25 protein-coding genes and 2 pseudogenes are annotated in these 24294 nt (G+C 50.6%); 10 read left to right on the forward strand and 17 right to left on the reverse strand.

All coding sequences use genetic code 11. From position 1 onward, the window contains the following. Positions 1-74: 74 nt before the first annotated feature. The 6 genes and pseudogenes from ACHHV8_RS19425 to ACHHV8_RS19450 form a co-directional block, all read right to left on the reverse strand. On the reverse strand, positions 75-638 hold the full coding sequence (locus ACHHV8_RS19425) for a beta-class carbonic anhydrase (RefSeq protein ID WP_395160730.1): 564 nt from the start codon (positions 636-638) through the stop codon (positions 75-77). A gap of 122 nt (positions 639-760) precedes the next feature. Then, complete coding sequence (locus ACHHV8_RS19430) at positions 761-1393, reverse strand: hypothetical protein (RefSeq protein WP_395160732.1); 633 nt, start codon at positions 1391-1393, stop codon at positions 761-763. A 105-nt stretch (positions 1394-1498) separates the two neighbouring features. Further along, positions 1499-2941: a sensor histidine kinase gene (locus ACHHV8_RS19435; RefSeq protein WP_395160734.1), complete on the reverse strand. Its 1443-nt coding sequence runs from the start codon at positions 2939-2941 to the stop codon at positions 1499-1501. Next, positions 2934-3670, reverse strand: a pseudogene (locus ACHHV8_RS19440) (response regulator transcription factor). Before ACHHV8_RS19440 ends, ACHHV8_RS19435 begins: the two are co-directional and overlap by 8 nt. Further along, positions 3667-3840, reverse strand: coding sequence for a hypothetical protein (locus tag ACHHV8_RS19445; RefSeq protein WP_395160736.1), 174 nt, complete (start codon positions 3838-3840; stop codon positions 3667-3669). The pseudogene ACHHV8_RS19440 and the gene ACHHV8_RS19445 overlap by 4 nt, the downstream one beginning before the upstream one ends. A gap of 4 nt (positions 3841-3844) precedes the next feature. Then, positions 3845-4201 carry a DUF309 domain-containing protein gene (locus ACHHV8_RS19450; protein ID WP_395160738.1) on the reverse strand — a complete coding sequence of 119 codons (357 nt, stop codon included), beginning with the start codon at positions 4199-4201 and terminating at the stop codon, positions 3845-3847. Between the two features lie 140 nt (positions 4202-4341). On the opposite strand from ACHHV8_RS19450, the gene ACHHV8_RS19455 reads away from it, so the two are divergent. The 3 genes from ACHHV8_RS19455 (at position 4342) to ACHHV8_RS19465 (ending at position 7231) form a co-directional block, all read left to right on the forward strand. Then, positions 4342-4794 carry a hypothetical protein gene (locus ACHHV8_RS19455; protein ID WP_395160740.1) on the forward strand — a complete coding sequence of 151 codons (453 nt, stop codon included), beginning with the start codon at positions 4342-4344 and terminating at the stop codon, positions 4792-4794. A 27-nt stretch (positions 4795-4821) separates the two neighbouring features. Further along, positions 4822-5097, forward strand: a complete 276-nt coding sequence (locus tag ACHHV8_RS19460) for a YxcD family protein (RefSeq protein ID WP_395160742.1) — start codon at positions 4822-4824, stop codon at positions 5095-5097. Between the two features lie 202 nt (positions 5098-5299). Then, positions 5300-7231: a glycosyl hydrolase family 18 protein gene (locus tag ACHHV8_RS19465; protein ID WP_395160744.1), complete on the forward strand. Its 1932-nt coding sequence runs from the start codon at positions 5300-5302 to the stop codon at positions 7229-7231. Positions 7232-7434: 203 nt separating this feature from the next. Here ACHHV8_RS19465 and ACHHV8_RS19470 read toward each other — a convergent pair whose 3' ends face one another. The 4 genes from ACHHV8_RS19470 to ACHHV8_RS19485 all read right to left on the reverse strand — a co-directional run bounded on the left by ACHHV8_RS19470 (position 7435) and on the right by ACHHV8_RS19485 (position 11357). Then, entirely contained in the window at positions 7435-8409 is a 975-nt protein-coding gene (locus ACHHV8_RS19470) for an aldo/keto reductase family protein (protein WP_395160746.1), read from the reverse strand. 88 nt (positions 8410-8497) lie between these two features. After that, entirely contained in the window at positions 8498-9250 is a 753-nt protein-coding gene (locus tag ACHHV8_RS19475) for an SDR family NAD(P)-dependent oxidoreductase (RefSeq protein WP_395160748.1), read from the reverse strand. Between the two features lie 167 nt (positions 9251-9417). Beyond that, on the reverse strand, positions 9418-9828 hold the full coding sequence (locus ACHHV8_RS19480; protein WP_395160750.1) for a YkvA family protein: 411 nt from the start codon (positions 9826-9828) through the stop codon (positions 9418-9420). A 263-nt stretch (positions 9829-10091) separates the two neighbouring features. Then, the gene (locus ACHHV8_RS19485; protein ID WP_395160752.1) at positions 10092-11357 is read right to left on the reverse strand and encodes a mechanosensitive ion channel family protein; all 1266 of its coding nucleotides are present in this window, start codon (positions 11355-11357) and stop codon (positions 10092-10094) included. Positions 11358-11782: 425 nt separating this feature from the next. On the opposite strand from ACHHV8_RS19485, the gene ACHHV8_RS19490 reads away from it, so the two are divergent. Together ACHHV8_RS19490 and ACHHV8_RS19495 are read left to right on the forward strand one after the other, a co-directional pair. Beyond that, positions 11783-13945, forward strand: coding sequence for a sensor histidine kinase (locus tag ACHHV8_RS19490; protein WP_395160754.1), 2163 nt, complete (start codon positions 11783-11785; stop codon positions 13943-13945). Continuing rightward, the gene (locus tag ACHHV8_RS19495; protein WP_395160756.1) at positions 13920-14621 is read left to right on the forward strand and encodes a response regulator transcription factor; all 702 of its coding nucleotides are present in this window, start codon (positions 13920-13922) and stop codon (positions 14619-14621) included. The genes ACHHV8_RS19490 and ACHHV8_RS19495 overlap by 26 nt, the downstream gene beginning before the upstream one ends. A 49-nt stretch (positions 14622-14670) precedes the next feature. Here ACHHV8_RS19495 and ACHHV8_RS19500 read toward each other — a convergent pair whose 3' ends face one another. Continuing rightward, positions 14671-14829, reverse strand: a complete 159-nt coding sequence (locus ACHHV8_RS19500) for a hypothetical protein (protein ID WP_395160758.1) — start codon at positions 14827-14829, stop codon at positions 14671-14673. 143 nt (positions 14830-14972) lie between these two features. Here ACHHV8_RS19500 and ACHHV8_RS19505 point away from each other — a divergent pair, with 143 nt between their 5' ends. From ACHHV8_RS19505 to ACHHV8_RS19520, 4 genes are read left to right on the forward strand one after another with little or no spacing between them, the layout of a single operon-like run. Continuing rightward, the gene (locus ACHHV8_RS19505) at positions 14973-15752 is read left to right on the forward strand and encodes a peptidylprolyl isomerase (protein WP_395160760.1); all 780 of its coding nucleotides are present in this window, start codon (positions 14973-14975) and stop codon (positions 15750-15752) included. A gap of 5 nt (positions 15753-15757) precedes the next feature. Next, positions 15758-16747 (forward strand): cyclic nucleotide-binding domain-containing protein, encoded by a 990-nt coding sequence (locus tag ACHHV8_RS19510; protein ID WP_395160762.1) that lies wholly within the window; start codon positions 15758-15760, stop codon positions 16745-16747. A gap of 2 nt (positions 16748-16749) precedes the next feature. Then, positions 16750-18384, forward strand: a complete 1635-nt coding sequence (locus tag ACHHV8_RS19515) for a peptidase domain-containing ABC transporter (RefSeq protein WP_395160764.1) — start codon at positions 16750-16752, stop codon at positions 18382-18384. Beyond that, entirely contained in the window at positions 18366-18827 is a 462-nt protein-coding gene (locus tag ACHHV8_RS19520; RefSeq protein ID WP_395160766.1) for an ATP-binding cassette domain-containing protein, read from the forward strand. The genes ACHHV8_RS19515 and ACHHV8_RS19520 overlap by 19 nt, the downstream gene beginning before the upstream one ends. Before the next feature lie 84 nt (positions 18828-18911). On the opposite strand, the pseudogene ACHHV8_RS19525 reads toward ACHHV8_RS19520, so the two are convergent. The 5 genes and pseudogenes from ACHHV8_RS19525 to ACHHV8_RS19545 form a co-directional block, all read right to left on the reverse strand. Next, positions 18912-19522 (reverse strand): annotated as a pseudogene (locus ACHHV8_RS19525) (methyl-accepting chemotaxis protein). Then, positions 19452-20945 (reverse strand): methyl-accepting chemotaxis protein, encoded by a 1494-nt coding sequence (locus ACHHV8_RS19530; RefSeq protein WP_395160768.1) that lies wholly within the window; start codon positions 20943-20945, stop codon positions 19452-19454. The pseudogene ACHHV8_RS19525 and the gene ACHHV8_RS19530 overlap by 71 nt, the downstream one beginning before the upstream one ends. Positions 20946-21250: 305 nt before the next feature. Then, positions 21251-22279 (reverse strand): glucosaminidase domain-containing protein, encoded by a 1029-nt coding sequence (locus ACHHV8_RS19535; protein WP_395160770.1) that lies wholly within the window; start codon positions 22277-22279, stop codon positions 21251-21253. Positions 22280-22584: 305 nt separating this feature from the next. Further along, on the reverse strand, positions 22585-22899 hold the full coding sequence (locus ACHHV8_RS19540) for a hypothetical protein (RefSeq protein ID WP_395160772.1): 315 nt from the start codon (positions 22897-22899) through the stop codon (positions 22585-22587). Positions 22900-23014: 115 nt separating this feature from the next. Continuing rightward, positions 23015-23218: a cold-shock protein gene (locus ACHHV8_RS19545; protein WP_395160774.1), complete on the reverse strand. Its 204-nt coding sequence runs from the start codon at positions 23216-23218 to the stop codon at positions 23015-23017. A gap of 337 nt (positions 23219-23555) precedes the next feature. On the opposite strand from ACHHV8_RS19545, the gene ACHHV8_RS19550 reads away from it, so the two are divergent. Further along, on the forward strand, positions 23556-23984 hold the full coding sequence (locus ACHHV8_RS19550) for a VOC family protein (RefSeq protein ID WP_395160776.1): 429 nt from the start codon (positions 23556-23558) through the stop codon (positions 23982-23984). A 111-nt stretch (positions 23985-24095) separates the two neighbouring features. Here the strand turns inward: ACHHV8_RS19550 and ACHHV8_RS19555 are convergent, their stop codons facing one another. Beyond that, a complete protein-coding gene (locus ACHHV8_RS19555) occupies positions 24096-24260 on the reverse strand; it encodes a hypothetical protein (RefSeq protein ID WP_395160778.1) in 165 nt (54 codons plus the stop codon). Between the last annotated feature and the right edge of the window lie 34 nt (positions 24261-24294).

Below are 24294 nucleotides of genomic sequence, written 5' to 3' on the forward strand. Positions count from 1 at the left end.
TCGCCTAATGAAAAGAGGACATCCGCCCCATGCGAATGTCCTCTTTCCTCTGTCTATCTGCCCATGGGCCCGGCTTAGTTGTCCTCGCCCTTCTCGATAATATCCAGCTTGCCGGTCTCCGGATCGATGACCAGACCATGTACCGGAATATCAGGTACCAGCGGGTGATTCCGGATCAGCTCCACGCTGTTGTGCACGCTCTCCGTTACATCATTGAAGCCTTTCAGCCAACGATCGATGTCCAGACCGGAATGCTTCAAGGTGAGCAGCGTTTCTTCCTTAATCCCTTGCTCGATAAATTTCTCCTTGATTTTCTCCGTATTGACGTTGCTCATCCCGCAATCATAATGGCCGATGACGAAAACCTCTTCCGCCCCCAGCGCATGAATCGCAATAATGATACTCCGCATAATCCCCCCGAACGCTGTGGATACCATCGCGCCCGCGGCTTTAATAATTTTCACGTCGCCATTCTTGATGTTCATGCTTGCAGGAAGCAGCTCGATTAAACGAGTGTCCATACATGTCAAGATGACGATCCGCTTGTCCGGAAATTTGGAGGTTAAATAAGGTTCGTATTTTTTTTGCTCGACAAAAGAACGATTATAATCCATAATTTCTTCTAAAAATTTACTCATGCTGCTCCGCCTTCCTATCCTGTGGTTTCTCTCTACCTCTTGCTGTTCCTGCTTGGTAATAAGGTATTCCTTTTATTTTAAATGATTTTGCTTCATAAATCTAGAATTCATTGTCCCTGCGGTTATTTCTTCATATTCGGGCTCAGACGGCCTTCAAGCAGATCCATCAGCTGCTGTTCTACGTTGTCCGGTACGTCCGCATCGCCGCCCGTCAAAAGCTCGCCGTCATCGGCTTCAAGGGAACCGGGTCCGGCCGGCGCCTGTGCATTGCCGGGATCCTGAGGGTCCAAGTGCTCCTTTTCTCTCTCCTGCCTCCGGTCTTGAAAATCCTTGATCATCTGCTCCCGCTGCTCGGGTGTCAGCTCTTCCCATGGCTTTTTATCCGTAAAGGACTGCTTGCGGTTCTGCAGATGCTCCTGGAACTCATCGACATAAGCTCTCTGCTTTAGCGTAAGCAGCCCGACAATTTGCTGCTGGTCCGATTGGGAAAGCTCGCCGTCCGTGCTGTTGCGTCGAACCAGCGGAAGCATTGCTTCCGCCTGCTGCTTGGTCAGCATGAGACCGTCCTTTTTATCCATCTGAACGAGACCCTGGAACAAGATCACCATGTCGCGCTCCTTCGGGCTCATGATGTCATCCTGCTTCACTTCCGAAGGCTCCGGGGGCTGTTCGACAGCTTTGGATATGCTGCAACCGCTTAACAGAACAGCCATACCGAGCAATAAGCTGATCCATTGTACACGCCGATAGCTCACAGCCCTCCCCCTTCCCGCGCGAAAATATGCCGTCACGCCTTACTTAGTGACAGCATACTTGTTAACTTTGATAAAACTATGAGTGAATTGTAAAAAATGTGTAAATTAATACAGATCGCTATATAAAGGGAAGCGGACCTTAAATTCCGTTCCTTGTCCCGGCGTGCTGCTTACAGCAATGGTTCCTTTCAGCCCGTTGACCAGATGCTTCACAATGGTCAGGCCCAAACCTGTGCCTTCATTCACGGAAGTGCGGGCATGCTCCACTTTGTAGAAACGATCCCAGATCCGCACGAGCTCCTCCTCCGCCATCCCGATCCCCGTATCCCGCACCGTTACAACCGCATGCTCCTCCTCTACGCTTAAAGCCACGGTTACACTGCCTCCGGCCGGAGTGAACTGCCTGGCGTTATACAGTAAATTTTGCAAAATCTGTGAAAACCGGTCCATATCCAGCTCCGCCATAACCGGGCCTTCTTCCTCGGGAGGCAGCTCCTCCCTAAGGATAAGCTGCTTCTCGGCCATTGGGGTCTTGACCAGCTCCAGCACCTCTTGTATGGCTTCCCTCAGCTCTACCGGATACGTCTTGAACACGTCGACACCGTTCTGAATGCGGGCCAGGTCCAGCAGATCGTTAACCAGCCGCTGCAGCCGCTGCACTTCCTCATCGCATATCCGCAGATAGTGGCCGTATTTCTCCTCGGGAATAATTTTGTCGTTCATCGCTATGATGAATCCGCGCAGGGTCGTTAACGGCGAACGCAGCTCATGCGACACATTGGCCAGGAAATCCTGCCGCGCATCCTCCCATTCGTTCAATTGGTCGATCATGAAATTGAAGCTTTTGGCCAGCTCGCCGACCTCATCCCCGCTGGTCACCGGCACTCTGACCGTCAAATCGCCTCCAGCCACCTCCAAGGCGGCGCGGTTCATCTGCTGCAGCGGTCCTGCAAGCTTCCTTGACAGGATATACAAAATAATGCCTACGGCAAGCAGCGAGAACACCAGCGGCGCGATAATGTTCCAACGGACGGCCGTGAGCGCCTGCCTTACCTCGATTACCGGTACGTTCATAAAAATGACGATAGGGTCTCCGTTCAGCTGCGCCGGGGCGTAATAGGTCAGCAGCCCCGAGCTGGAATATTCATCGAACTTGTACTGACCCGCAACAAATCCGGTATTTCCCTTCAAGCCGTCGATAAACAGCCCGTCCATCGATTTGGGGATCAGCGCCCCTTCCTTCTCGGAAGATCCGTTCAGCAGATTCCCCCGGGAATCGACCAGCCAGACATGCCCGTTAAAGCTTCTCGCTATAATCCGGATGCCGAAGCGAAGCTCGCGGGTCGAAATCGTGCTGTCCTGGAACGATGTCAAAATTTTGTTTACCTCGCTTAAGCGCGAAGTCAGCAGCTCCTTTTTATCCTTATAAAACATATCCGTAAAGTAATAATTCCAAAATACGGCCAAGCCGATAAAAAATAAAATACAAGTCGCCAGGAACGACAAAAATATTTTGATATAAAAGCTCTGGTACCATCGTTTAATCATGATGGCTTACCTCAAACGAATATCCGATGCCCCACAGCGTCTGGATCGCCCATTCGTCGCTTGCGCCGAGCTTTTTGCGCAGGTTTTTGACGTGCGCGTCCACGGTCGCGTCCCCCCGCTGAAATCAAAGTTCCAGACAAAGCCGAGCAGATCCTCGCGGGAGTATACTCTGCCCGGATTCGAAGCAAGAAAATGCAGCAGCTCGATTTCCTTGGGCGTCAGATCCACCCTCGCTCCGTTCAGCGTCACCTTATACTGCTCGGGATCGATAATCAGCGATCCGATGCGCTGCACCTGCTTGACCACCTTCACCTGTGCGGTGCTGCCCGTCCCGTTCTGGTACTGCGTGCGGCGAAGCACCGCTTTCACGCGGGCTATCAGCTCGTTGGGATCGAACGGCTTGACGATATAATCGTCTACGCCCAGATTAAACGCCCGCAGCTTGTCGATCGACTCGCCCTTGGCCGTCAGAAAAATAATCGGCGTCTGGGCGACTGGCCCCGGCTCGCTCCGGATCAGAGAGCACAGCTCGAAGCCGGAACGGTCCGGCAGCATAATATCGAGCAGCACCAGGTCGGGCGTGTGCTCCTTCACCATCTGCAGCACCTCGCTGCCCCGGTACACGATCAGCGACTCGTACCCGGCATGCTCCAGATACAGGCGAATCACTTCGACAATGTTCGGTTCGTCATCGACGACAACAATTTTGCCCAGCTTCACGTTGCTCATGACTCATCCCTCTTGCCTGCCGCTTTGCGTCTGCGGCTGCGCTCCCGCTCTTCAATGACGGAGCTCCGGTCCCGCATCGTATGCTTATGAATCAAATAAGTATCGCTCAAGTCGCTGGCGCAAAGCCAGGACAGCTCCTGCTCCCCGCACTGCTGCATACAGAAGTTCATCAATTCAGGGTCTGCAATCGGCAGGTTCGAAATCCGAATAAGGAATACCGGGGGTGTGCAGCGCCTCAAGTCTTTCATTCAGCATCTTCCTCAGCTGGACAGGATCCAACCCGAGACGAAGCATACCGGCGTCCGTCAAATTATGCAAGGCTTGCATCAGCATTTTGACCGCACCCTTCAGGTTGCCTCTGCGATGGTGGTACATCGATACCGCGATTTGGATCAGCCCGACATAGTTCGAAGACAGCGGGTCTTCCGGGTGCTCCTTCCAGTATTCCTCCATGACTTCATGGCATTCGAAAAAATCACGCTCCGCGTGAAAGTACATCAAATAATCGATATAAGCTTTCGGATACAGCATATACTCAAACCGCCTCTACTTGATCGAAAATGATATCTCTTATTATTGTAACAAGAAGGGATAAAAACTGAAACCTTTGTCTAGATTATTCGTAGTACAGCAATGTAACCGAAATCTAAACTTTTTGGAGGGTTCGACGTATGTTGAAAAAAATGTCCTTACTTCTGATGGCTTGCTTGGTCGCTTTATCGTTCAGTGCGGTAAGCGCTGTAGGCGTAGCGGATGCGAAAGCATCGTATAAAGCTCCTAAGAAAAGCTTCAGCCCAGGCACCACTACGCAAACACCGAATACCAACAGCGGCGTCAAAACCGATCCGGCGGCTTCCAAAACGCCGACAACCGGCGCGACAAACCCGACGACGGCTACGAAACCCGGATTTTTCAGCGGCGGCGGCTTCATGAAAGGCATGCTGATCGGCGGTTTGGCCGGTATGCTGTTCGGCGGATTGTTCGGCAATATGGGCTTTCTCGGCAATATCCTCGGCTTGCTGATCAATGTGATGGCCATCTTCGCCGTTATCGCGATCGTGATCAAGATCGTTCAGTATTTCAGAGAAAAGCGCAAGTACAACGAGCAGCCTAAACGTTATTAATCTTAGCTTGTAAACGAGGTCGTAACCATGAGATTAACCGAACAGGACATTATCAATGCGATCTGCCTCCATATGGCGGAACGCAAACAGCTTCAGCCCACCCAGATCGAAGTGGAAATGATGTGGGATGAAGATTACGGCTTTTCCGCCGAGGTGCATGCGGAGGGACGAAGCCAGATTATTATCGCAGCGAACATTCTCGAAGCCGTAGAGCGTTACTTGCTCACTCAGATGAACGTGCGCGTGTTCCGCGATCAGATTCATTTGAAGCTGGAAGACGAGATTATCGCAGATATCGCGTAACATTCTCATACTGCGGTACGAGCGGTATGAGTACGCAAGGTCGCTTTCCCCCTCTTGAACGAGGCGGGGAAAGGCTAGCTTTTTTTATATGAAAAAGCCGACTCTAGCAAGCTACTACAATTTTCCTATGCAACTTATTGCTGCCTTGGTGCGTTTAAGATTAATAGGATAGATTTAGTATCTACTAGAAAGAGGCTGATGCATGTTGTTGAAAAGAAAACCCGTCCTGATCGCTGCAGCGATGGCACTCTTCCTTTCCTCCGCCGGTTCAGCCATGGCAGCTGCGGACAAGACATCCAAATACCGGGTCTATCAGGATGATCGGCTCCTCTTGGAGACGGCGGACTACCCGTCGGCGGAAAGCTACGCAAAGCAGTTCACCAGCAGCCACGTCGAAGAAATCAATACCCGCAAATGGCTGTGGAACAACTATCCGCGCTACAAAGTCTATCAGAGCGGCTACACCAGCTCCGCCTGGGAATTCGCTACCCTCGATCAAGCGGTGCGTGAAGCTTCCCGCTGGGGTCACGCTGCAGTGCGCGATCTTCAAAGCGGCGGCTGGGTATGGGACAATTACCCGAACTACCAAGTCTACCAAGGCGATACGACGCTGGCTTCCTGGTCCTTCGGCACGCTGGGCGAAGCGAAGGCTGAGGCCGTCAAGTGGGGGAATGCCCACATTATCGATCTGAATTCGCACCAATGGGTGTGGGACAACATCCCGGATGCCCGCAAAGCGGAGCTGCGCGCGTCGACCGACAAGGTGTATCGAATCTATCAAGGCACCTACTCTGCAGACAGCTGGTCTTACGCCTATCTGGAGGACGCCGTCAACGCTTCGCTTCAATGGGGGAACTCGACGATTGTCAGCACCGAGAAAAGCAATCAGGTCGTCTTCTCCAACGTGAAGAAATACCAAGTGTATCAGTATGACAATGCCCTGAACTCATTCCTAAGCATAGACGACGCTATCGCGTATGCCAAACAGTTCGACCATACCAAAATTTACGACAGCGAGACCGCGGCCAAGCTTGCTCTGTGGACGAATTATCCTTACTACCAAGTATATCAAAGCGACCGATGGATCGGCGACTTCTCAAATCTGACCAATGCCCTCAGCTACGCCATGGCCTACAGCAACGCTTCCTTACGTCTGCTCGACGGCGGAGCGAACGTGTGGGATAACTTCCGCAAGCTGCAGTTCTGGGGATGGAACGGGAGCTCGAGCGACACTACCATTCGCAATCAGGTGAATGTGACATCCGGACTGGATGTGGTGTCCCCGACCTACTTTACTTTGGCTGACGCCTCGGGCAACCTATCGGATACGTCCAACAAGGATACGGTAACCTGGCTTAAAGCGCAGGGCTATAACGTGCAGCCGCTCATCAGCAATCAATTCGATGCGGCGCTGACGACCCAATTCTTAAGCAGCGCTGACGCGCAAAGCAAGTTTATCGATGCATTGGTCAGCAAAGCCGTACTGCTCGGCGTGAACGGATTGAATATCGACTTTGAAAGCTTGTCCGGAAAAGACCGCGCGGCCTTCACTGCCTTCGTGCAAAAAATAACCGACGCCGCCCATGCCAAAGGCCTGGTCATCTCCATCGATTTGCCTCGCGGCAGCGCCAAATGGAATGCCCAGACCGCCTTCGATCATGAGAAACTCGGCGGCATCGTAGATTACATCATCTCGATGACCTATGATCAGTATTGGAAAGGCAGCACCGAAGCCGGTTCCGTCGCCGGTCTGCCTTGGGTTGAAGAAGGCGTGAAGGAATTTCTCGCCTACGGTATCCCGCGGGATAAGCTGATCATCGGCATTCCCTTCTATGTGAGGGAATGGCAGATCGACAGCGCCGGCAAGCTGGTCAGCACCCGCGCGCTGCTGATGAAGGATCTGCCCGCGCTGATCGCAAGCAAGAATGCGACGCAAACGTGGGACGACCAGTTCCAGCAGTATAAGGTGGAATACAGCGAAGGCGGCTATCGCTACGTCTTCTGGCTGGAGGACGAGAATACCGTCGACGCCAGACTGGATATCGCACAGAAGTACCAGCTGGCCGGCGTAGCGGCCTGGCGGCTTGGATACGACAACGCGGAGCTGTGGAAGTCTATGATTCAGAAGAAATAAAGCTCTCCCGTATAACCGGGAAAGCCTATGTAAAAGCCCGAAGGGAACGGACTTGTTCTAAGTCCGGTTCCTTCGGGCTTTTTTTGCTTGCGCAGAGCTTTTTTTATACGCATGCGAATGCCACACGGTATTCGCCCCGGCGCCTCTTAAACTTGCAGATAGCCCTTTTTTTCAAGCTTTACCCGTTTCCTGCTATATATCTGTTACCAGATCGGCACAAAACCGTTGATTTCCTCAAGTACCGAATCAATTTCATTCAACACATCCGCTGCCAATACAACACCGCTTGCTTTAACATTCTCCTCTATTTGCGACAAGCGGCTTGCTCCAACGATGGCCGAACTTACTCCAGGCTGTCTTAATGTCCAAGCCAGAGCCAGCTGTGACAGCGTTAATCCGAGTCCTGCGGCAATGGTTTCCAGCTTGCCGACACATTCCAGGACATCGTCCTTCAAATAGCTGCTGATCCAGCGATTAATATCGCTATTGGCCGCGCGGCTTTCCGAAGGGATCGGTTGACCCGGCTTGTATTTGCCGCTCAGAATGCCTTGAGCCAACGGTGAAAACACGACTTGTCCCAAGCCTGCTCTTTCCGAGGCCGGCAGCACTTCTTTCTCAATATAGCGGACCAGCATGTTGTAGATCGGCTGATTTGAGATGAGAGGCCGCAAATTTAATTTTTGTCCAATATGCGCAGCTTCCGTTATTTGTGCGGCAGACCATTCGCTGACACCGGCATACAGCACCTTGCCCTGAGCGATCAAATCGTCTAACGCGCGCAGCGTTTCCTCTAAAGGCGTCTCCGGATCAAACCGGTGGCATTGATACAAATCGATATAGTCCACACCCAGCCGCTTCAGACTGGCCTCGCACTGCTCCACAATATGTTTTCTCGACAACCCTCTATCATTAGGTCCCTCACCCATCGGAAAAAACAGCTTTGTCGCAAGGACGTAGCTTTCCCTCGGGAAATCCTGCAGCGCTTCTCCAACGACCTTCTCTGAGGCGCCCCGATTATAGGCGTTAGCTGTATCGAAAAAGTTGATTCCTTGTTCATAGGCAAACTTGATACAATCTGTCGCAGCTTGCTTCTCCACAGCTGTTCCGTAAGTTAACCAGCTGCCCAATGCAATTTCACTTACTTTTAAACCGCTTCTGCCCAAATTTCTGTATTTCATATCGTGCCTCCCGTTATTTAGTCAAGCTTTTTCATTCTTAGCTTAAAATAGTCCTCATTTTGCAGCTCGTCTGCCCGTTCCTGCAATTTCACCGCATCTTCATGGATCGAGACGACCCTGCCGTGATAAGCGTCCAGCTTGCCTTCAGCAATAAGATGCGCCAGCGCCGGGGCCCGATCGGGAGAAGCGTCTCTTTTTCCTCAAACGCCTGTGTAATACGCGGGAAATATTTGCGGCCTGCTTCGGTTTCCCTTTGATATTTGGTCATATCGGTATCATTCAAACCGGGGTCCAGAGCTACCGCCATGATACCGCTGCCCTGAAGCTCTGCATCCAGATTTTCTGTAAAACGGGCGATAGCTGTTTTGGACGTACCGTAGCCGTTTCCGTATTTGAATTCCCCGATTGTGCCTCCGCCTACCACATTAATAATTTTTCCATGTCCCTGTTTGAGCATGAGGGGAACCGCAGCTTGAACGCAATGAAACACGCCGAACAGATTCGTGCTGACATCATTCAGCCATTCCTGCGGATCTACTTCCCAAGTAGGGCCTATGGCAGCGAAAGCCCCTGCATTATTAATCCAGACATCAACGGAATCAACCATGCCGCGTAGTTCTTCCGCCGCTTTTTGTACGGACTCCCGCTTCTGAACGTCCATAGGCAAGCACCGGCTTGCGGAAGAGATGGCGCGAAGCTGCTGTTCAAGCTCACCCAGCAGCTGTTCATTTCTGCCCGTTCCTATCACGGTATAACCATGATTTGCAAAATACATCGCGATGTTTTTGCCGATCCCTCTCGTGGCCCCGGTAATTACAGCTACTTTTCCCGAAACTCCCATACCTTGCACCTCCTTATGAGTAGTTCTATAAAAATCCTTCTTGATTTTTTATGATACATGAATGCAAGAAATTAATGAAGAACTGACTTATTCTTCTATTAGTAACCTTCAAGTAACCAAAAATAATAAAACTTTCCTTACCGGCTCAAACCAAGTACCCCTTTTCATTAGTAGAACATCCTATAACAAACCAGTCCGAGCCACAGAGCGCAAGCGATCCAAACCGCGACGAACAGCGCTCCTATGAACCAGTTTTTCGGCTTGCCATTCTTCCGAATCTCTTCTGCTTTCGCTCTGCAGTCCGTGAGGACAGGCTCAGGAATCATTTTCAGGGCCAATGTAATCCCGAGCGGAACGATAATCAGATCGTCGAGATAACCAAGAACAGGGATAAAGTCCGGGATCAAATCGATCGGGCTGAACGCATAGGCGACGACGCAAATGGCGAACAGCTTGGCATACCAGGGAACGCGCGGATCCTTGTAGGATAGATAGAGGACGAAGACGTTCTGCTTGATGCTTCTAGCCTTGCTTTTCAGTGAGTTAAGCGCTTTCACTTCTGCCATATCGTATTTCATCCTCATTCTCCTCTCTCGTCCGACCGTTCGGATATTACCTTTTCAATGAAAATACGGCTAACCGCTTCTGGACTAAAAAAGACGCCCCCACCCAGCTTATATATTGGATTTGGAGGCGTCTTACAAACCATTTGTGACGGTCTCAATCGGGACTCACTTTGGGAAAATCCTTTTGTTTCCTGCCTATTCATAAGGCTAATGCTTCTACCCAAAAGAATCTAATAACGGGTTGGAGCTTCTTTAGCTTAGCTTGTGCATTCGCTTCAACTCGACCGGATCATTCTATAATCCGATTGATTCACATTGGACAAGCTTTTCACATCGTGCCCGCTTGGCTTTTGGAATATCCGAAGCCCGAACTCCGGTGCAACGGCAAAGATATGGTCAAAAATATCGGCCTGTACGGACTCATAAACAGCCCAGTTGATATCATTAGTGAAAGCATAAATTTCTAAAGGCAGGCCGGTTTCACCAGGAGCTAATTGTCTGACCATAAGGGTCATATCTTGATGAATTTTGGGATGATGCCTAAGGTAATGCTGAATATATACCCTGAAAATACCGATGTTCGTCAGCGATCTGCCATTGACTTTATTCGATGTATTAATTTGATGGTCTATATTGTGCTGCTCAATTTCCCGTTCTTTGTTCATGATGTATTCTGTGAGATAGTGAATCGTTTGGAATTCCGCAATCATGTCCTCTGTGCAAAAGCTGATGCTGGTTGCATCAATATAAATCGACCGTTTGATCCGGCGCCCGCCGGATTTTTGCATCCCTCTCCAATTTTTGAAGGAGTCGGAAACTAGGGCATAGCTGGGGATCGTTGTTATCGTTTTATCCCAGTTCTGAACTTTCACCGTGTTTAATGAGATGTCGATGATATCTCCATCCGCCCCGTATTTGGGCATCTCTATCCAATCGCCGACCCGCACCATATCATTGGAAGCTAACTGAATCCCTGCGACAAGCCCCAATAGCGAATCCTTAAAGACCAGCATGATCACTGCGGATATGGCGCCAATCCCGCTTAGAAGAATAACGGGACTCTCCCCCATCAGGTTAGCAATGACCACGATTCCCCCGATGATAAAAAGTAATATTTTAATCACCTGAATATAGCCTCGGATCGGCTTGACCTTAGATATTTCATAGGTTGTATAAATGTCATTCACCGCGTCTAAAAAGGTGTCAATAACGAATATACCAAGAATAATCATATAGGAGATAGCGCCTTTGGCTATCCAATGTTCATAGTCGGGAAAGACGGAGGCAAAGTAATAAATAATAACGGCAGGCACAACATGAGAAAGCTTATGAAAGACCTGCCTCTCCAATAGAATACTGCCCCACTGGGACTTATTGGTTTTGATGTAATGCGAAATGATGTTTAACACAATTTTTTTGGCAATCACATTCGCTAGAATACTTATGACACTAATACCAATAATTACAATGACATAAGCAAGATAGACAACTGCACCCGGATTTACACCTAGCTCGATAAGCTGATTTTCAACAAACTCCATATTCTCCTCCAATGCTTAGATTTAGTTCAAAGCCCCTGCTGCCCGCATGCTGGACGAGCCCTTCCCAAGCTATTGATCCTTGAAGAGCCGTCATAAAATTTCACCTCCCAGCCTTAATGGCGCCTTGGTCTACCTAAAAGCTTAGCATACCTTGCAAAAGAATGAGAAATTTAATTTTGCCTGGCTTCCCCCAGGCTCCAATGGAGGAATAAAGACAAAGCAGATCAAATGACGAAGCAGATTTCGCTCTACATAGGACCTATGTCCCAAACTTTTGCTTGAAATCCCGCTCTTATTTTCCGATAATACACCTTATGCAGCCTCTTGTTAGGATCAATCAGCCGACGGTACAATAATCAAACGCTGAGGCGAAGGAACACAGCAGCACCAAACACTTCAATATATTTATGTCCGGGGGAAACTCGATGAAATTCGCTGCTTGCTTACTTATGGGGCTGATGGTTTGGTTCAGCGCACCGCTATCGTCTTGGGCAGCGTTACTCGAATTCAACGCAGCTATAGAACAACGGGACCTGCAGCAATGGCATCCCCATGAAGACGGAATCGCGGCTTTGGACGGGCCCTGGGCGTTCTACTGGCATCGTCTGCTGGAACCGGGTGATTTCACCGTCGGCTCGCCTGGGGGAGGGTTAACCGTCACGATTCCGTCCCAGTGGAAGTCCTATTCAGTAGACGGACACGCCTTATCTAATGAAGGATACGGCACTTACCGGATGAAATTTACATTATCCGCCGAGGCGGCCGGGCAGCCTCTTGGATTATATTTTAATAACATCGCCACTGCCTACCGATTCTGGATTAACGGCAAGCCGATGATTGGCATCGGGACTGTCGGCATAGATGCCTTCAGCATGGTTCCAAGCAGCTATCCGAAGGTCTATTTCTTTCTGCCCCGGCCGGGCGATAACGAGCTCGTGATTCAAGTCTCCAATTTCGCCCAGCGCACAGGCGGCATCTGGGAAAGCATTGAATTGGGCGATGCGGAGGAAATAGCTGCGCTGCATAAGAACCGCGTTATGGTTTGGACCTTTGTGGCAGGCTGTTTGCTGGTCATGACCATATTCTCATTCTTCCTCTATTTATCCCGCAAGCAGGAGCGTTCCGCCTTATGGTTCGGCCTGATCTGTCTGGCTATCTGCATAAGGTCTTCTCTGCTTGGGGAATCGTCGGCTTATGTATTGTTCCCCTGGCTCTCTTGGGAATGGGGAGTCAAGCTGGAATATTTATCGGAAATCGTCACGATTCTGAGCATAGCTGCGTTTGTGAACAAGCAGTATCCTCAGGATAAAATTCCACGCATCGTTCCCATTTTTGCCTCTGCCTTGACCGCCTTTGCGGCACTGGTTCTGGCAGCGCCTGCCAAAGTGTATACCCAGCTCATGGTGCCGTACATTATCGTGCTGCTGCTTCCTGTTTTCATTTACGTTTTGTTCATCTATATTCGCGCAGCGCTTCGCCGAAGAACCGGCTCGCGAATTAATATGATCGGATTTCTTGTTTTTTTTGTCTCAGTCATCCATGAAATTTTATATTATACCGGCTTTGTGCCGTTCGGCGGACTCGTTATGTTCGGTCTGCTGTTTTTCCTGCTGACCCAGCTGCTGAACTTATCGTCGCTGTTCACCAAGGCTATCACCCAATCGGAGTCACTGACCGTCGAGCTGAACCAAGTGATTGAATCGCAAGAAGAAACGATCAGGCAGCGAACCTCTTCCTTGCAAGCGCTGAATCTTAAGCTGGAGCAAGGGAATCAGGAGCTGAACCGGATCGAAAATGCGCGCAGCACCCTGATCGCAGAGGCGTATCACGACTTGTCGACCCCGATTACAGCGATCAAAGGCTTCTCCAAGGCCATTCATACTTCCGTCATCTCCAAAGAGGAAGCGCCGCTTTATGCCGGCCGTATCTATGAACGCAGTCTGATGCTGGAGAAGCTGATCGACAATGTCGTTGAGCTAAGCCAATTAAGAACGGGTGAAATTCAGTTTCAGCTTGTTGAAATCCCGCTGCTGCCCTTCCTGCGTCAATTAAGTCAAAGATATGCCGCGGAGACAAGCATTCAGGGAATTGCGTTGACCTGGGAAGAGCCGCAGAACCTTCCGCCCCCCGGCAAGGAGCTGCTGGTTGCTTTGGACCGGTTCCGATTCGAGCGCGTGGCAGCCAACTTAATTTCTAACGCAGTGAAATACACCAACGGCGCCGGCACCATTCGGATCTGGACAGCATTCCATCAGGATGATAATTCGGACGCCGGGCAGGTCGTTATCCATGTGACGGATACCAGTACGGGGATTCCGGAATCCGAGCTGCATCATATTTTTAAAAGGCGCTACCGCATTCCGGGGCTTCCACAGGTCAAAGCCGGGAGCGGTCTGGGCCTGGCGATATGCGCAGAAATCGTGGCACGTCATCAGGGTGAAATCGGTGTGAGCAGCACAATTGGCGAAGGAAGCGACTTCTTTATCAAGCTTCCGGTGAAAATAGGGGTTCCCTCAGACGGTATGGACCGTAGGGAAGAAGGAAAAGAAAAAGGAGAAGAATATGGACACGAGCATTCTGGTGATTGAAGACGATACCGATATCTGCGAGCTGGTCTCCCTCTATTTACGCAAGGAAGGCTTTCGCGTGGATCAAGCTGCGCATGCCGAGCAGGCGCTGGACCTCTTTCAGCGCTCAGCCTACGATCTGCTGATTTCGGACATCATGCTGCCCGGCATGGACGGGATGGAGCTGGTACAGACCATCCGCTCTCACTCGGACATTCCGATTATTTTCTTAACCAGCAAAAAGGGCCCGCAGGATATTATAGCCGGATTAAACGTGGGCGGCGACGATTATGTAACGAAGCCTTTCGAGCCGGAAGTGCTTGTTGCGAGAGTTCATGCGGGACTCCGACGCTATCGTTCGGCAAGCCGAAAAACCGTAGGAGAGAACCCCGGCCTATGGACGGATGGATGGCTTACCATCGATACGAAACGGCTGGAGGTAACTGTGGACGGCAGGCCCATCACCCTTCCCGCCAAAGAACTGCAGCTGCTGCTTCAGCTGCAGGAGCATCCCAAGCAAGTGTTCAGCGTCAGCCAGCTTTACGAAAAGGTTTGGAGCCTGGACGGAACCAGCGATGACCGAACCGTCATGGTCCATATTCACCATCTTCGCAAAAAAATAGAAAAAGATCCGGCGAATCCTCAATATATCGTTACCGTCCGCGGATTCGGCTACAAATTCGGCGGCGGCAAATGACAGCAAGCCCCAAGCATATATCGCTTGGGGCTTTGGTCTGTTTTACATATTACGGGCGAATCATCTTTTTAAGTACAGTGGGTCTGGAACTCACTTTAAGGTCTCCGCCCTTTACATCCTTCAGCTGCTCCTCGGACATTTCCTGCGACAAATCCGTCAGCTCGACGGAAGGTTTCTTCTCAAGCTGCTTCTCGTTAGACTCTCCCATTCTTAAAACCTCCTTTTTCGAATGGACTCATTATAAAACAATTCGTTTAAGTTCTGTTTAAGTTTTGAAAAATAAATGAATCGCTAAAAATCCCTTCAACATGCTAGAATACATTACATGAGCTTAAGAAATGCGAGGAATGCATGTTGAATAAAGCAAACGAAATGGTTCTCTCCGTCCATCATAAAACGATGACCTTAAAGCAGCTGCTTCAAAGGCTGCGGGTAGACGCCTCTCTGGCGGACATCAGCCTCTGCAAGGAAGATCTGACAATCGAAGGCTGGGCTGAGACAGTTGGGCTTGCCGCTGAAAGCACCTCATTGCAAGCAGCCGTCACCCGGTTCCGCCGGGCGAACGGCTTATTTACGGCTGCCCAAGCAAGCGAATGGCTGGAATATCGGGGAATGACGCTGGAAGACCTGGTAGATCTGTTAAGACCGCCAGTGCTTAAGGAAGCTTTGGCCCGGCACTTCGTGACAGACGATGAAATTCAGAGGCTCTTTCTCGAATCGGCCTCCCAGTATGACCGTGCTGAAATTTCACTCCTTGTAACCGGTGAATTTGGAGCTGCTCAAGAATTGCTGTTTCGGGTGGAGGAGGGTTCCGATTTCCACGCGCTGGCACGCCGGTACTCGTCAGATCCGGCGACTGCCAAGTCGGGAGGATACGCCGGGCTCATAAGTCGGGCGGATTTGGAACCGGAAATAGCTGCGGCCGTATTCCACGCAGCCCCGGGAACACTGTTGGGCCCTTTCGAGCGCAAGCATGAATTCTGCCTTATTCTGGTCGAAGAACAATATCCGGCGGAACTGAACGAGACGGTCGCAGCAAGCCTGCGGGAACAGCTGTTTCAATACAAGCTGGAAGCTTATCAGCACACGCTCGAAATTCGCGAACATATTTGGAACTTAGGTGAGGGATGAAGCTTGTGAACGGAATCAGCATACAGCATATGCACCAATTTCCTCTATTCGATGTATTGACTTCCGAAGAGAAGCAATGGCTGAGCGGGCAATTTCATTTGGAAAGCTTTACAATGGGACAAACGATCGTCGATCGGAATCAAACGCCGGATGCCTTGTATATCATCGTCTCCGGCAATGCCAGAAAAATCGGCGTCAACACGGCAGGCAAAGAAACCAATCTTGGACTGCTGCAGCCTGGCGAGCATTTCGGCGAGCACAGCCTGCTCGACGGTGAAGCCGCCCCGCCCGTTACGATCCGCGCATCCACCTCACTGGAGGCGCTCAAGCTGAGCCGCCTGCAGTTCAAGGACATGGTTGCTCAGCATCCTGCCATGGACAACTATTTCAGACAGTTTATCGCCTCGGATATTATACGAACCTTTCTGAAGAATAATACTGTGCTCACCCACGTCGATCCTGCTGCGCTTCGCTCGCTGCTCGACGGGCTGGAGGTTCGCACCTACGAGCCTCAGGACTGCCTTGTACGCGAGGGGGAGACCGGCGATGCGTTCTATATCTTAAAGTCCGGCTCGGCCATTGTGGAGAGAGGCCCTGAGGCTGCCGTTGTCAACCGGTTATATCCTGGGGATTTTTTTGGAGAGCTGGCGCTGTTGACGGGAGAACCTCGCAAAGCGACCATCCGGGCCGCCGAAAGACTTACCGCCTTCCGCCTGTCGAAGCCGGATTTTGATGAGCTGATTCAGAAATATCCGGTCATTCTGGAAGCGATCCGTTCGATCGCCTCCCACTACTCAGCCGCAGCGATGGTTATGGAGAAGGCCCCGGAGGAGTCTGAACCGGCAGAAGCGCTCCCTAATGACCTCCGTTCGGAGGATAAAGTCCAGCCGAGAACTAAGCTTGCCGGAAAACCTTGGAGGCATTGGAAGCGGCACCGAAAATATCCTGTGCTTATGCAGCAAAGCGAGATGGACTGCGGTCTAGTACCTGTCTGACCATGATCTCCCGCTACTACGGACTCCATGCCGGCGTCAACCGGATGCGCGAGCGCTGCAACGTAGGGGCTGAAGGCACTTCGATGCTCGGACTTATCGAAACGCTCGAATCGCTCGGCTTCACGGCCAAAGGCTTGAATACGGCGAGCAGCCTCTTGAATGAGCTGACAACTCCTTTCATCGCCCATTGGAACGGCAATCATTACATCGTCGTGTATGAGGTCGGCGAGCAGAGTTTGGTCGTTGCCGACCCGGCTTTGGGGTATATCGACACTATATCGTTCGACACGTTCAGCCGGCATTGGACCGGATTGGTCATTGACATCCAGCGGACTGAACCGCTTGCTGAGCTGGAGGATAAAGAAATGCTGTGGACACGGTATCTCGAATATATATCCTCCGCCAAAAAGCTGCTCCTGCCCGCAGCCGCTTTATCTATTGCCATCGAGCTTGTCTATCTCCTGTTTCCGGTTATAACACAGCAAATTTTCGACCGGGTGCTGCCTGCCGCAAACTGGCCGCTGCTCCATATTATTGCGGTTGCCATGCTTGCCCTGATCGGCTTCAACACCGTTAGTATCGTCATTCGCCAGCTGCTGATCGGGCGGCTTGCCTATATTATCGATCATGCCATGCTCGACAGCTTCTACCGTCAGCTGTTTCGTCTTCCTTATTCGTATTTTACGAAACGGACGTCAGGAGATATTTTGACCCGCGTTTACGAAAACGAAAAGATCCGCCGGCTGATGACCGATCATGCCATCGAGCTGCTGCTTGATTTAGTGACCCTGCTCGTGTACGGAGGATTAATGGTGTATTACCATGCCTTCCTGGCTATCATTTCCTTCGCTCTTATGCCGCTTTATATAGGTCTTTATGCTTTTATTTTGCCTAAAATGCGGCTCAACCTCCGCAAGCAGCTTATGGCCGAAGGAGAAGCCCAGACGCAGATTGTGGAGGCGGTTCAGTCGGTCGCCGCCGTCAAAGGATTATCCATGGAGCGTCAAATCCGCAGTAAGCTTATGGGCAAGCTGGGCCGGCTGTTCGCTCTGCGGCTGCAAGGAAGCCGATTGGAAGCAGCCGCCAAAGCTGCGTCCTCGGGCTTGCGATCCTTAAGCAATGTGGCGCTGCTTTATTTTGGCTCCACATACGTTATGAACGGACAGCTCAGCCTAGGCGAGCTCGTAGCGTATACGGTACTGTTCACCTCGTTTATGTTCGCTCTGGAAATGATTTCTCAGCGCAGCAGCGAGCTTTCGGAAGCGCGCATTTCTATGGAACGGCTGAACGACGTATTCGAGTCGACTCCGGAGCACCCTAAGCCTGAGCAGATGCGGATGCTTCCTTCGATTCAAGGGCATATCCGATTTGATAAGGTATCGTTCCAGTATTATCGCGGAGGTAAAATGATTCTGCAAAATCTTGATCTGGAGCTGAAGCCCGGACAAACCGTCGCACTTGTCGGCCGGAGCGGATCGGGCAAATCGACGATCGCCAATTTGCTGCTGAAGCTGCTGGAGCCGTCAAGCGGGGAAATCTATGTTGACGGTTATCCGCTTCGCGAGGTGCATGCCGCCTCCATACGCAGGCAAATCGGGGTCGTACAGCAGGACCCCTGTTGTTTCGCGGATCGGTAAAGGAAAATATCGCCCTAGGCGTTGAAAACGTCGCTGTGGAGGAGATCGAGCAGGCAGCCCGGCTTGCAGGAGCCCATGAGTTCATCGAAGCTCTGCCGCTCGGCTATGATACGGTCATTGGAGAAGGCGGCCTCCGGCTGTCCGGCGGCCAGCGTCAACGGATCGTCATTGCGCGGGCGCTCATCCGCAATCCGCGGATTCTCCTATTCGATGAAGCAACGAGCGCACTGGATACGGAATCCGAGCGAATCATTCAACAAAACATGGATAAGCTGCTTCAAAACCGGACAACGCTCATTATCGCACACCGGCTGAGCACAATCCGCCATGCAGATCTGATTGTCGTCCTGGATCAAGGGGCCGTCGTCGAGAGCGGCACGCATGAGCAGCTTTACCGGCAGAAAGGAATTTACCATTACCTGCTCCAGCAGCAGTCCATGTAAAGCCGCTTAGCTTAAACCGCTCATGAAATAAAAAGCATAGATATGCATGCCTCGGCAAGCCGTCTATGCTTTTACCTATTAAACCTACGCTTTAAATTTATCGATCAAGGCCTGCAAATCCTCAGCCATCTTGGTTAACGCATTGGCAGAAGCCGTGATTTCCTCCATCGAGGCAAGCTGCTCCTCGGTAATTCCCGCCACCTGCCGGATCCGGCCCGCCGTCCCTTCCGACACCTCGGTGACGACATCCATCGCCGATGCCGCCTTCCGGGAACTATCAGACATGCTGTGGGATACGGCGGCGGTTTCGCCGATTTGCTCTACCAGTGCATCCACGGATACAGTGATCTCCTCAAAGGACGATCCGGCCGTCTGAACTGCCTTTACGGCTTCCTGCACCTCCAGCTTTACATTTTGCATGTTAACGATGGTTGCATCCGTTTCCTGCCGCATGCCCCCAATCAAGCCGGAAATTTGCTTCGCCGACTCGGAGCACTGCTCGGCCAGCTTTCGTATTTCCTGGTATACCACGGCAAAGCCCCGGCCATGCTCCCCGCTCTTGCGGCTTCAATCGCAGCATTAAGCGCAAGCAAATTGGTGCGCGCCACAATTTCGGTAATGACATCAATGATTTTGACGATCTCCGACTGACCGCTCGTCCAAGCCGTGAATGACCTGCGCCAGGTGATTGACACCCGCTCCGATAGAGCTCATTTGATTGACGGCCCGCTGAATGGCTTCGTTGCCTTCGGCAGCTCTTTCCTTGGCATGAGAGGCGGAAGAAGCGGCATGCTCCGCATGGGCAGCGATCCGGTCCACCTGCCGTTCCATCTCGGTCATCGCCTGCTGCGTCTCTTCGGTGCTGCGCACCTGCTGCTCCGTCCCGGACGCCGCTTCCTGCATAGCAGCGGCAATCTGCTCGCTAGCCTCCGAGCTAACCTCCGAGCTTGTCGCAAGCTGTTGCGCCGAAGCGGACAGCTGAATCGCGTTCTCGCTCACCTGATAGATGACCGACCGCAGCGATCGGGACATTTCGTTGAAGCTGTACCCCAGCCGGCCCAGCTCATCCTCCCGGGTAACCGCAATTTGCTCGGTTAGATCCCCTTCGGTTATTTTCATCGAAACCCGGTTCATCTGCTTCAGCGGCCGGATAATGGAATAAATAACCCAATACAGCAGCAGCCCGCCAAGCAGGAGTGCAACGATAAGCACGATAACGGTTCGATGCAAAATAGGCGCCGCCTCATCGGCTGCCTCTCGTTCATACATCGTACCGGCTATTTTCCACCCGGTTTGTGCATTGGTGGCGAATACCATCTTCTTTGGTCCTTCCCCCGACAGGTAGGTAAAATAACCGGATCCGCTTTTATACAGGCTCACGGTCGTCGGTTCCGCCGATACATCCGTACCGGGCGCCACTTGCGGATGAACGATCATTTTACCGTCCTGATCGAGTATGTAGATGAGCCCTTCCCGGCCGATTTGCACACTGCGTGTAATTTCGGCAAGCTGTCCGATGCCGACGTTAATTGCCGCAACCCCTTGACCGTCCTTGGTCGCCTGAGCAACCGTAAGCACCTGCTGATTCGAGGATTTGGATACATACGGCGCTGTCACGATAGCTTTGTCTTTATTGGCCATCGCCTGCTGGTACCAAGGTCTTTTGCGCGGGTCGTAGTCCGGCGGGTTTTTGAAAGAATCCGGCGCATTCATAAACAATCCGTCTTCCGTACCTACATATACCTGCTCAATTTCCGGATGTACCGCTCGGTACCCCTCCAGCTGTTTGCGAGCGTTCGGGCTGCTGCCGATATTTCCGCCGTCCAGCGACTTCATCCCGGCCAGCTCCATGCGGTATGCAAGCCCTGCCACATCCTGCAGCTTGGCAACGATAAACTCGCTGAACACGTTGTTTAGCAAACGGACACTGACTTCTGCGGCCATGGTGACCTGCTCGTCCACTTTCTTTTTCGCCGTCTGATAGGAATTCCAAGTTAGACATAAAGCCGGAACGAGTAAAACGATAAGGAAGGAAGCGGCCAATCTATTTTTGACTGAAAAAAACGTCCCTCCGGCTGGTGCATTAAATCGTATAAATGGCCATGCGAAGCGTTTCATAGTTGTCTCCTCTCGATGCATAACATGCTTCTTGTTTCCTGCCGAATGCAAAAAAACTATCCGCCGAATCAAGGATAGTCCTTCTTCCGTCACTAGCTGACGCAAGCTTCATAGCAGCCATTGAATTTGATTCCCGCTTGAGGAACTCCCTTTCGAAAAGAGCCGCTTGTCCCTTTCCCGAAAAGGAGTGCCAAGAAGTAATAATATAGTATAGACTAACGATAGAGTAAACAGAGCATTTTGAATTTCACAAGAATGTCACTTATGCTGGCATGACGATACAGAGCGATCTAGGGAGCTTATCCTTACAGCACCTTTTTATAGTCGCTGTTCATGATGCTCTTCACTAAAACCGGCCAGTTGGAATTCGCCCCGCAGTATTTACGGGCTACCTTCTCAAGGCTTGTCAATCCTCTGTCAAAATAAAACTCCGAAATAATGTGTCCGAACTGCTTGACGCTTTCTCCCTTGGTTTTAAAGCTAAGCGCTTTATTGTAAGCATCGCTGTCAATGGCATTCAAGCCGAATAAATTGTTTTTGGTTCGCGCCAGCTGGCTTTTTCCGTGACCGCTCTCCAGCTTCATCACGGCAATCGTAAAAAATGAATTAATGCCGTACATACGCTCAATCTCCAGAATGGCTTCCTCCAGCCCTTCCCCTTCGAGGGCGGTATCTTTGATGACGGCTGCAATCTGCTCTTCCGTAAGTCCGGAAGTGGAGTTCACCGCAGAGGAGGGTTTATTAGGCTCGGCAGGCTTGGCATGGACGATTGGCTGCGGGGCTTGTACAGCTATAGCTTCTCCGGCGGCCTGTTCCTCCGCTTTAGCTGCAGCTTGCGGGGAGGGCTTAGCTTCTTCGCTGATCCGTTTAGCATACCCGCCATGGATATATCCTCCGCCTGTCAGCTCCAGCCACCCATTGTCGGTTGGTTTCGAAACTTCAAGAATCGTGCCTTGCGTCACGACGTCCATGATCTTAGAAGTCCCGTCCGCTTCAGAGCGTACGTTGAGATAGTAAGCCGTGACTTCATACTTGGCTACCGTGATCTCCGGATTCACCGGTTGTTCGTTCGTCTGCTCCTCGGGTTGCTGTACCGCTGGAAGGGACGGAGCAGGTGTTGCTAGCGAAGCCGATGCAGCAGTTACAAGCTCCGGCTGATTTAGAGCTGATTGGTTACTATTGGAGAATGGAGCCTTCGGACCGATTTCCACCGTGGGACGGGTTGCTGTCCCCGCTTGATCGTTCAGCCGGGTTTCGATACCGAAGCCCATCGTAAAGAGCAGTGTCACGCATAGTAAACAAACGACAAGGTTATGTTTAAGTAGATTACGCATGTTCAGCAGCACCTCTCTAATCGATTTAATGAGTGATTCCTATGTAATTAATAAGCAATGAATCTTCTTTTTATTCCTCTTTGAGGATAATAGAGGATAAGCTACCCTGATTGTACACAAACCTTCTCGAAAAGCTTGTCACTTTGTCGTTGACTGTTTTGGACTTAATTTGTCGCAATACTAGGCAAACCGTCAGAGCATATAGGTTTGCGTCTGCGCGCTGTGAAAAAAATGCAATAAAAAAAGCATCCTCGCGGATGCTTCAAGCTCGTTCATTCTTTCCATAACATTCGACTCTCGGATGATTATTGAACGACATCTATTTTAAATACGTTATCCAATTTACCGGATTCATCGAGTCTTTTCTTTAAAGGTACTTTAATGTCTCTTCCTAATTCCTTGAAAAAGGTATTGATATCACAGTTGACATTGTCCAATAATACTTTCAAGGTTCCCTCTGCTTTAATGTCCTGATTCACATCAGCCGGGACGGAAATAACCACATCGTAACGTTTCGTTAGCGTATGGATATACCTTGTAAAAATTTCGATCAATTCTCCATTATTGAAATTGTCGATGGCGATCTGCCCTCGGTTTGTAAATTTCAAATTCACTCTCATTCTTAGTTCCCCCATCTCTATTAAAGGCTGCGGTTGTTCGATAAACGGCTGTCGTTCCAATGCTATTTAGAAAAAAAAGCCGCTCCTTGAAACGAAGGAGCAGCTTTGATTTTGATTAATAAATTTTGGTAACGTTTTCGGCCTGCGGGCCGCGGTTGCCTTGAGCTACGTTGAATTGAACGCGTTGGCCCTCGTCCAGCGATTTGTAGCCTTCGCCTTCGATCGCGCTGAAATGTACGAATACATCACTGCCGCCTTCCACTTCAATAAAGCCAAATCCCTTTTCACTGTTGAACCATTTCACTGTACCTGTTTGCAAAATAAAATCCCTCCAAAATCGTTTTGGTAACATGATCATTTTCTCATAAAAAAATTCACACATTGAAAAAGGTTCCATTTAAAAAATGAGACTTTTTTCAACATGTGAATTAGTTTCAAGATTTATAATATATACTTTACCACATCCCATTCAACAAAGCAAGAAATGCCGACCAAAGCCCGTAAATTACCAATTATTCTATGCAGTCAGCCTGACATGGACGGCGGCAGTGCGACGCAGATTTTCGCGACTTAAGGTGTATTTGTTTAGGCAGAGGTAAATGATACTATTGGAAGGTAGACAAGCATCCATCATTAACCAATTAGGAGTGAAGCTCGTGTCCGTTGACGTTTATTTGAATTTTAATGGAAACTGCCGTGAAGCCGTAGAGTTCTATGCAAAGGTTTTTGGTACGGAGAACCCTCGAATTATGACCTTCGGTCAAACTCCGCCTAATCCCGAGTTCGTTATGCCTGAGGAAGCGAAAAATTTAGTCATGCACACCCGGCTGAATATCGATGGCAGCAATGTCATGTTTTCCGATGTTTTTCCTGGGATGCCTTTTGTGGCAGGGACGAACATCAGCTTGTCTCTGATCAATAAAGACGTAGAACAGCTTAAAACCTGGTATCATCAATTGAAGGAAGGCGGCCAAGTGGTCATGGAGCTCCAGGAAACGTTCTGGAGTAAATGCTATGGGAGTCTCACCGATAAGTTCGGCATTCACTGGCAGTTCAATCATGACGACGGCCAGCCGGGCATGTAATTCTTTTAGTTGCTTTAGAAGCAACGACGATACATCCGCATATGAACCAGCTGATTTGTTAATAAATCCGCCCCAGCCTTTGAGCCGGGGCGGATTTGCCATTTTCTAACACTACATCCGATCCTCTTTTCCCGGCACGATAATGATATGATCCCAAATAAAATCGCGCTCCTCCTGCGTCAGCTCCGTTTTCATCAGCAGACGGTTCACTTCGCTTTCCAAATAAGCGATGACCGCTAAGAAGCGGTCGACATCCTCGCTGTGTACTCCTCCCATGGCGTGCCCTCCTTCGCCAATTCCCAAATCGACA

Source organism: Paenibacillus sp. TAB_01 (assembly GCF_043945595.1).
Classification (GTDB): domain Bacteria; phylum Bacillota; class Bacilli; order Paenibacillales; family NBRC-103111; genus Paenibacillus_S.

What these genes read in the sequence shown, in the direction of transcription:
- ACHHV8_RS19425 (WP_395160730.1), bottom strand. Translation starts at nt 638, where the DNA reads ATGAGTAAATTTTTAGAAGAAATTATGGATTATAATCGTTCTTTTGTC.
- ACHHV8_RS19435 (WP_395160734.1), bottom strand. Translation starts at nt 2,941, where the DNA reads ATGATTAAACGATGGTACCAGAGCTTTTATATCAAAATATTTTTGTCG.
- ACHHV8_RS19445 (WP_395160736.1), bottom strand. Translation starts at nt 3,840, where the DNA reads ATGAACTTCTGTATGCAGCAGTGCGGGGAGCAGGAGCTGTCCTGGCTT.
- ACHHV8_RS19450 (WP_395160738.1), bottom strand. Translation starts at nt 4,201, where the DNA reads ATGCTGTATCCGAAAGCTTATATCGATTATTTGATGTACTTTCACGCG.
- ACHHV8_RS19455 (WP_395160740.1), top strand. Translation starts at nt 4,342, where the DNA reads ATGTTGAAAAAAATGTCCTTACTTCTGATGGCTTGCTTGGTCGCTTTA.
- ACHHV8_RS19460 (WP_395160742.1), top strand. Translation starts at nt 4,822, where the DNA reads ATGAGATTAACCGAACAGGACATTATCAATGCGATCTGCCTCCATATG.
- ACHHV8_RS19465 (WP_395160744.1), top strand. Translation starts at nt 5,300, where the DNA reads ATGTTGTTGAAAAGAAAACCCGTCCTGATCGCTGCAGCGATGGCACTC.
- ACHHV8_RS19470 (WP_395160746.1), bottom strand. Translation starts at nt 8,409, where the DNA reads ATGAAATACAGAAATTTGGGCAGAAGCGGTTTAAAAGTAAGTGAAATT.
- ACHHV8_RS19475 (WP_395160748.1), bottom strand. Translation starts at nt 9,250, where the DNA reads ATGGGAGTTTCGGGAAAAGTAGCTGTAATTACCGGGGCCACGAGAGGG.
- ACHHV8_RS19480 (WP_395160750.1), bottom strand. Translation starts at nt 9,828, where the DNA reads ATGAAATACGATATGGCAGAAGTGAAAGCGCTTAACTCACTGAAAAGC.
- ACHHV8_RS19485 (WP_395160752.1), bottom strand. Translation starts at nt 11,357, where the DNA reads ATGGAGTTTGTTGAAAATCAGCTTATCGAGCTAGGTGTAAATCCGGGT.
- ACHHV8_RS19490 (WP_395160754.1), top strand. Translation starts at nt 11,783, where the DNA reads ATGAAATTCGCTGCTTGCTTACTTATGGGGCTGATGGTTTGGTTCAGC.
- ACHHV8_RS19495 (WP_395160756.1), top strand. Translation starts at nt 13,920, where the DNA reads ATGGACACGAGCATTCTGGTGATTGAAGACGATACCGATATCTGCGAG.
- ACHHV8_RS19500 (WP_395160758.1), bottom strand. Translation starts at nt 14,829, where the DNA reads ATGGGAGAGTCTAACGAGAAGCAGCTTGAGAAGAAACCTTCCGTCGAG.
- ACHHV8_RS19505 (WP_395160760.1), top strand. Translation starts at nt 14,973, where the DNA reads ATGTTGAATAAAGCAAACGAAATGGTTCTCTCCGTCCATCATAAAACG.
- ACHHV8_RS19515 (WP_395160764.1), top strand. Translation starts at nt 16,750, where the DNA reads ATGATCTCCCGCTACTACGGACTCCATGCCGGCGTCAACCGGATGCGC.
- ACHHV8_RS19530 (WP_395160768.1), bottom strand. Translation starts at nt 20,945, where the DNA reads ATGAAACGCTTCGCATGGCCATTTATACGATTTAATGCACCAGCCGGA.
- ACHHV8_RS19535 (WP_395160770.1), bottom strand. Translation starts at nt 22,279, where the DNA reads ATGCGTAATCTACTTAAACATAACCTTGTCGTTTGTTTACTATGCGTG.
- ACHHV8_RS19540 (WP_395160772.1), bottom strand. Translation starts at nt 22,899, where the DNA reads ATGAGAGTGAATTTGAAATTTACAAACCGAGGGCAGATCGCCATCGAC.
- ACHHV8_RS19555 (WP_395160778.1), bottom strand. Translation starts at nt 24,260, where the DNA reads ATGGGAGGAGTACACAGCGAGGATGTCGACCGCTTCTTAGCGGTCATC.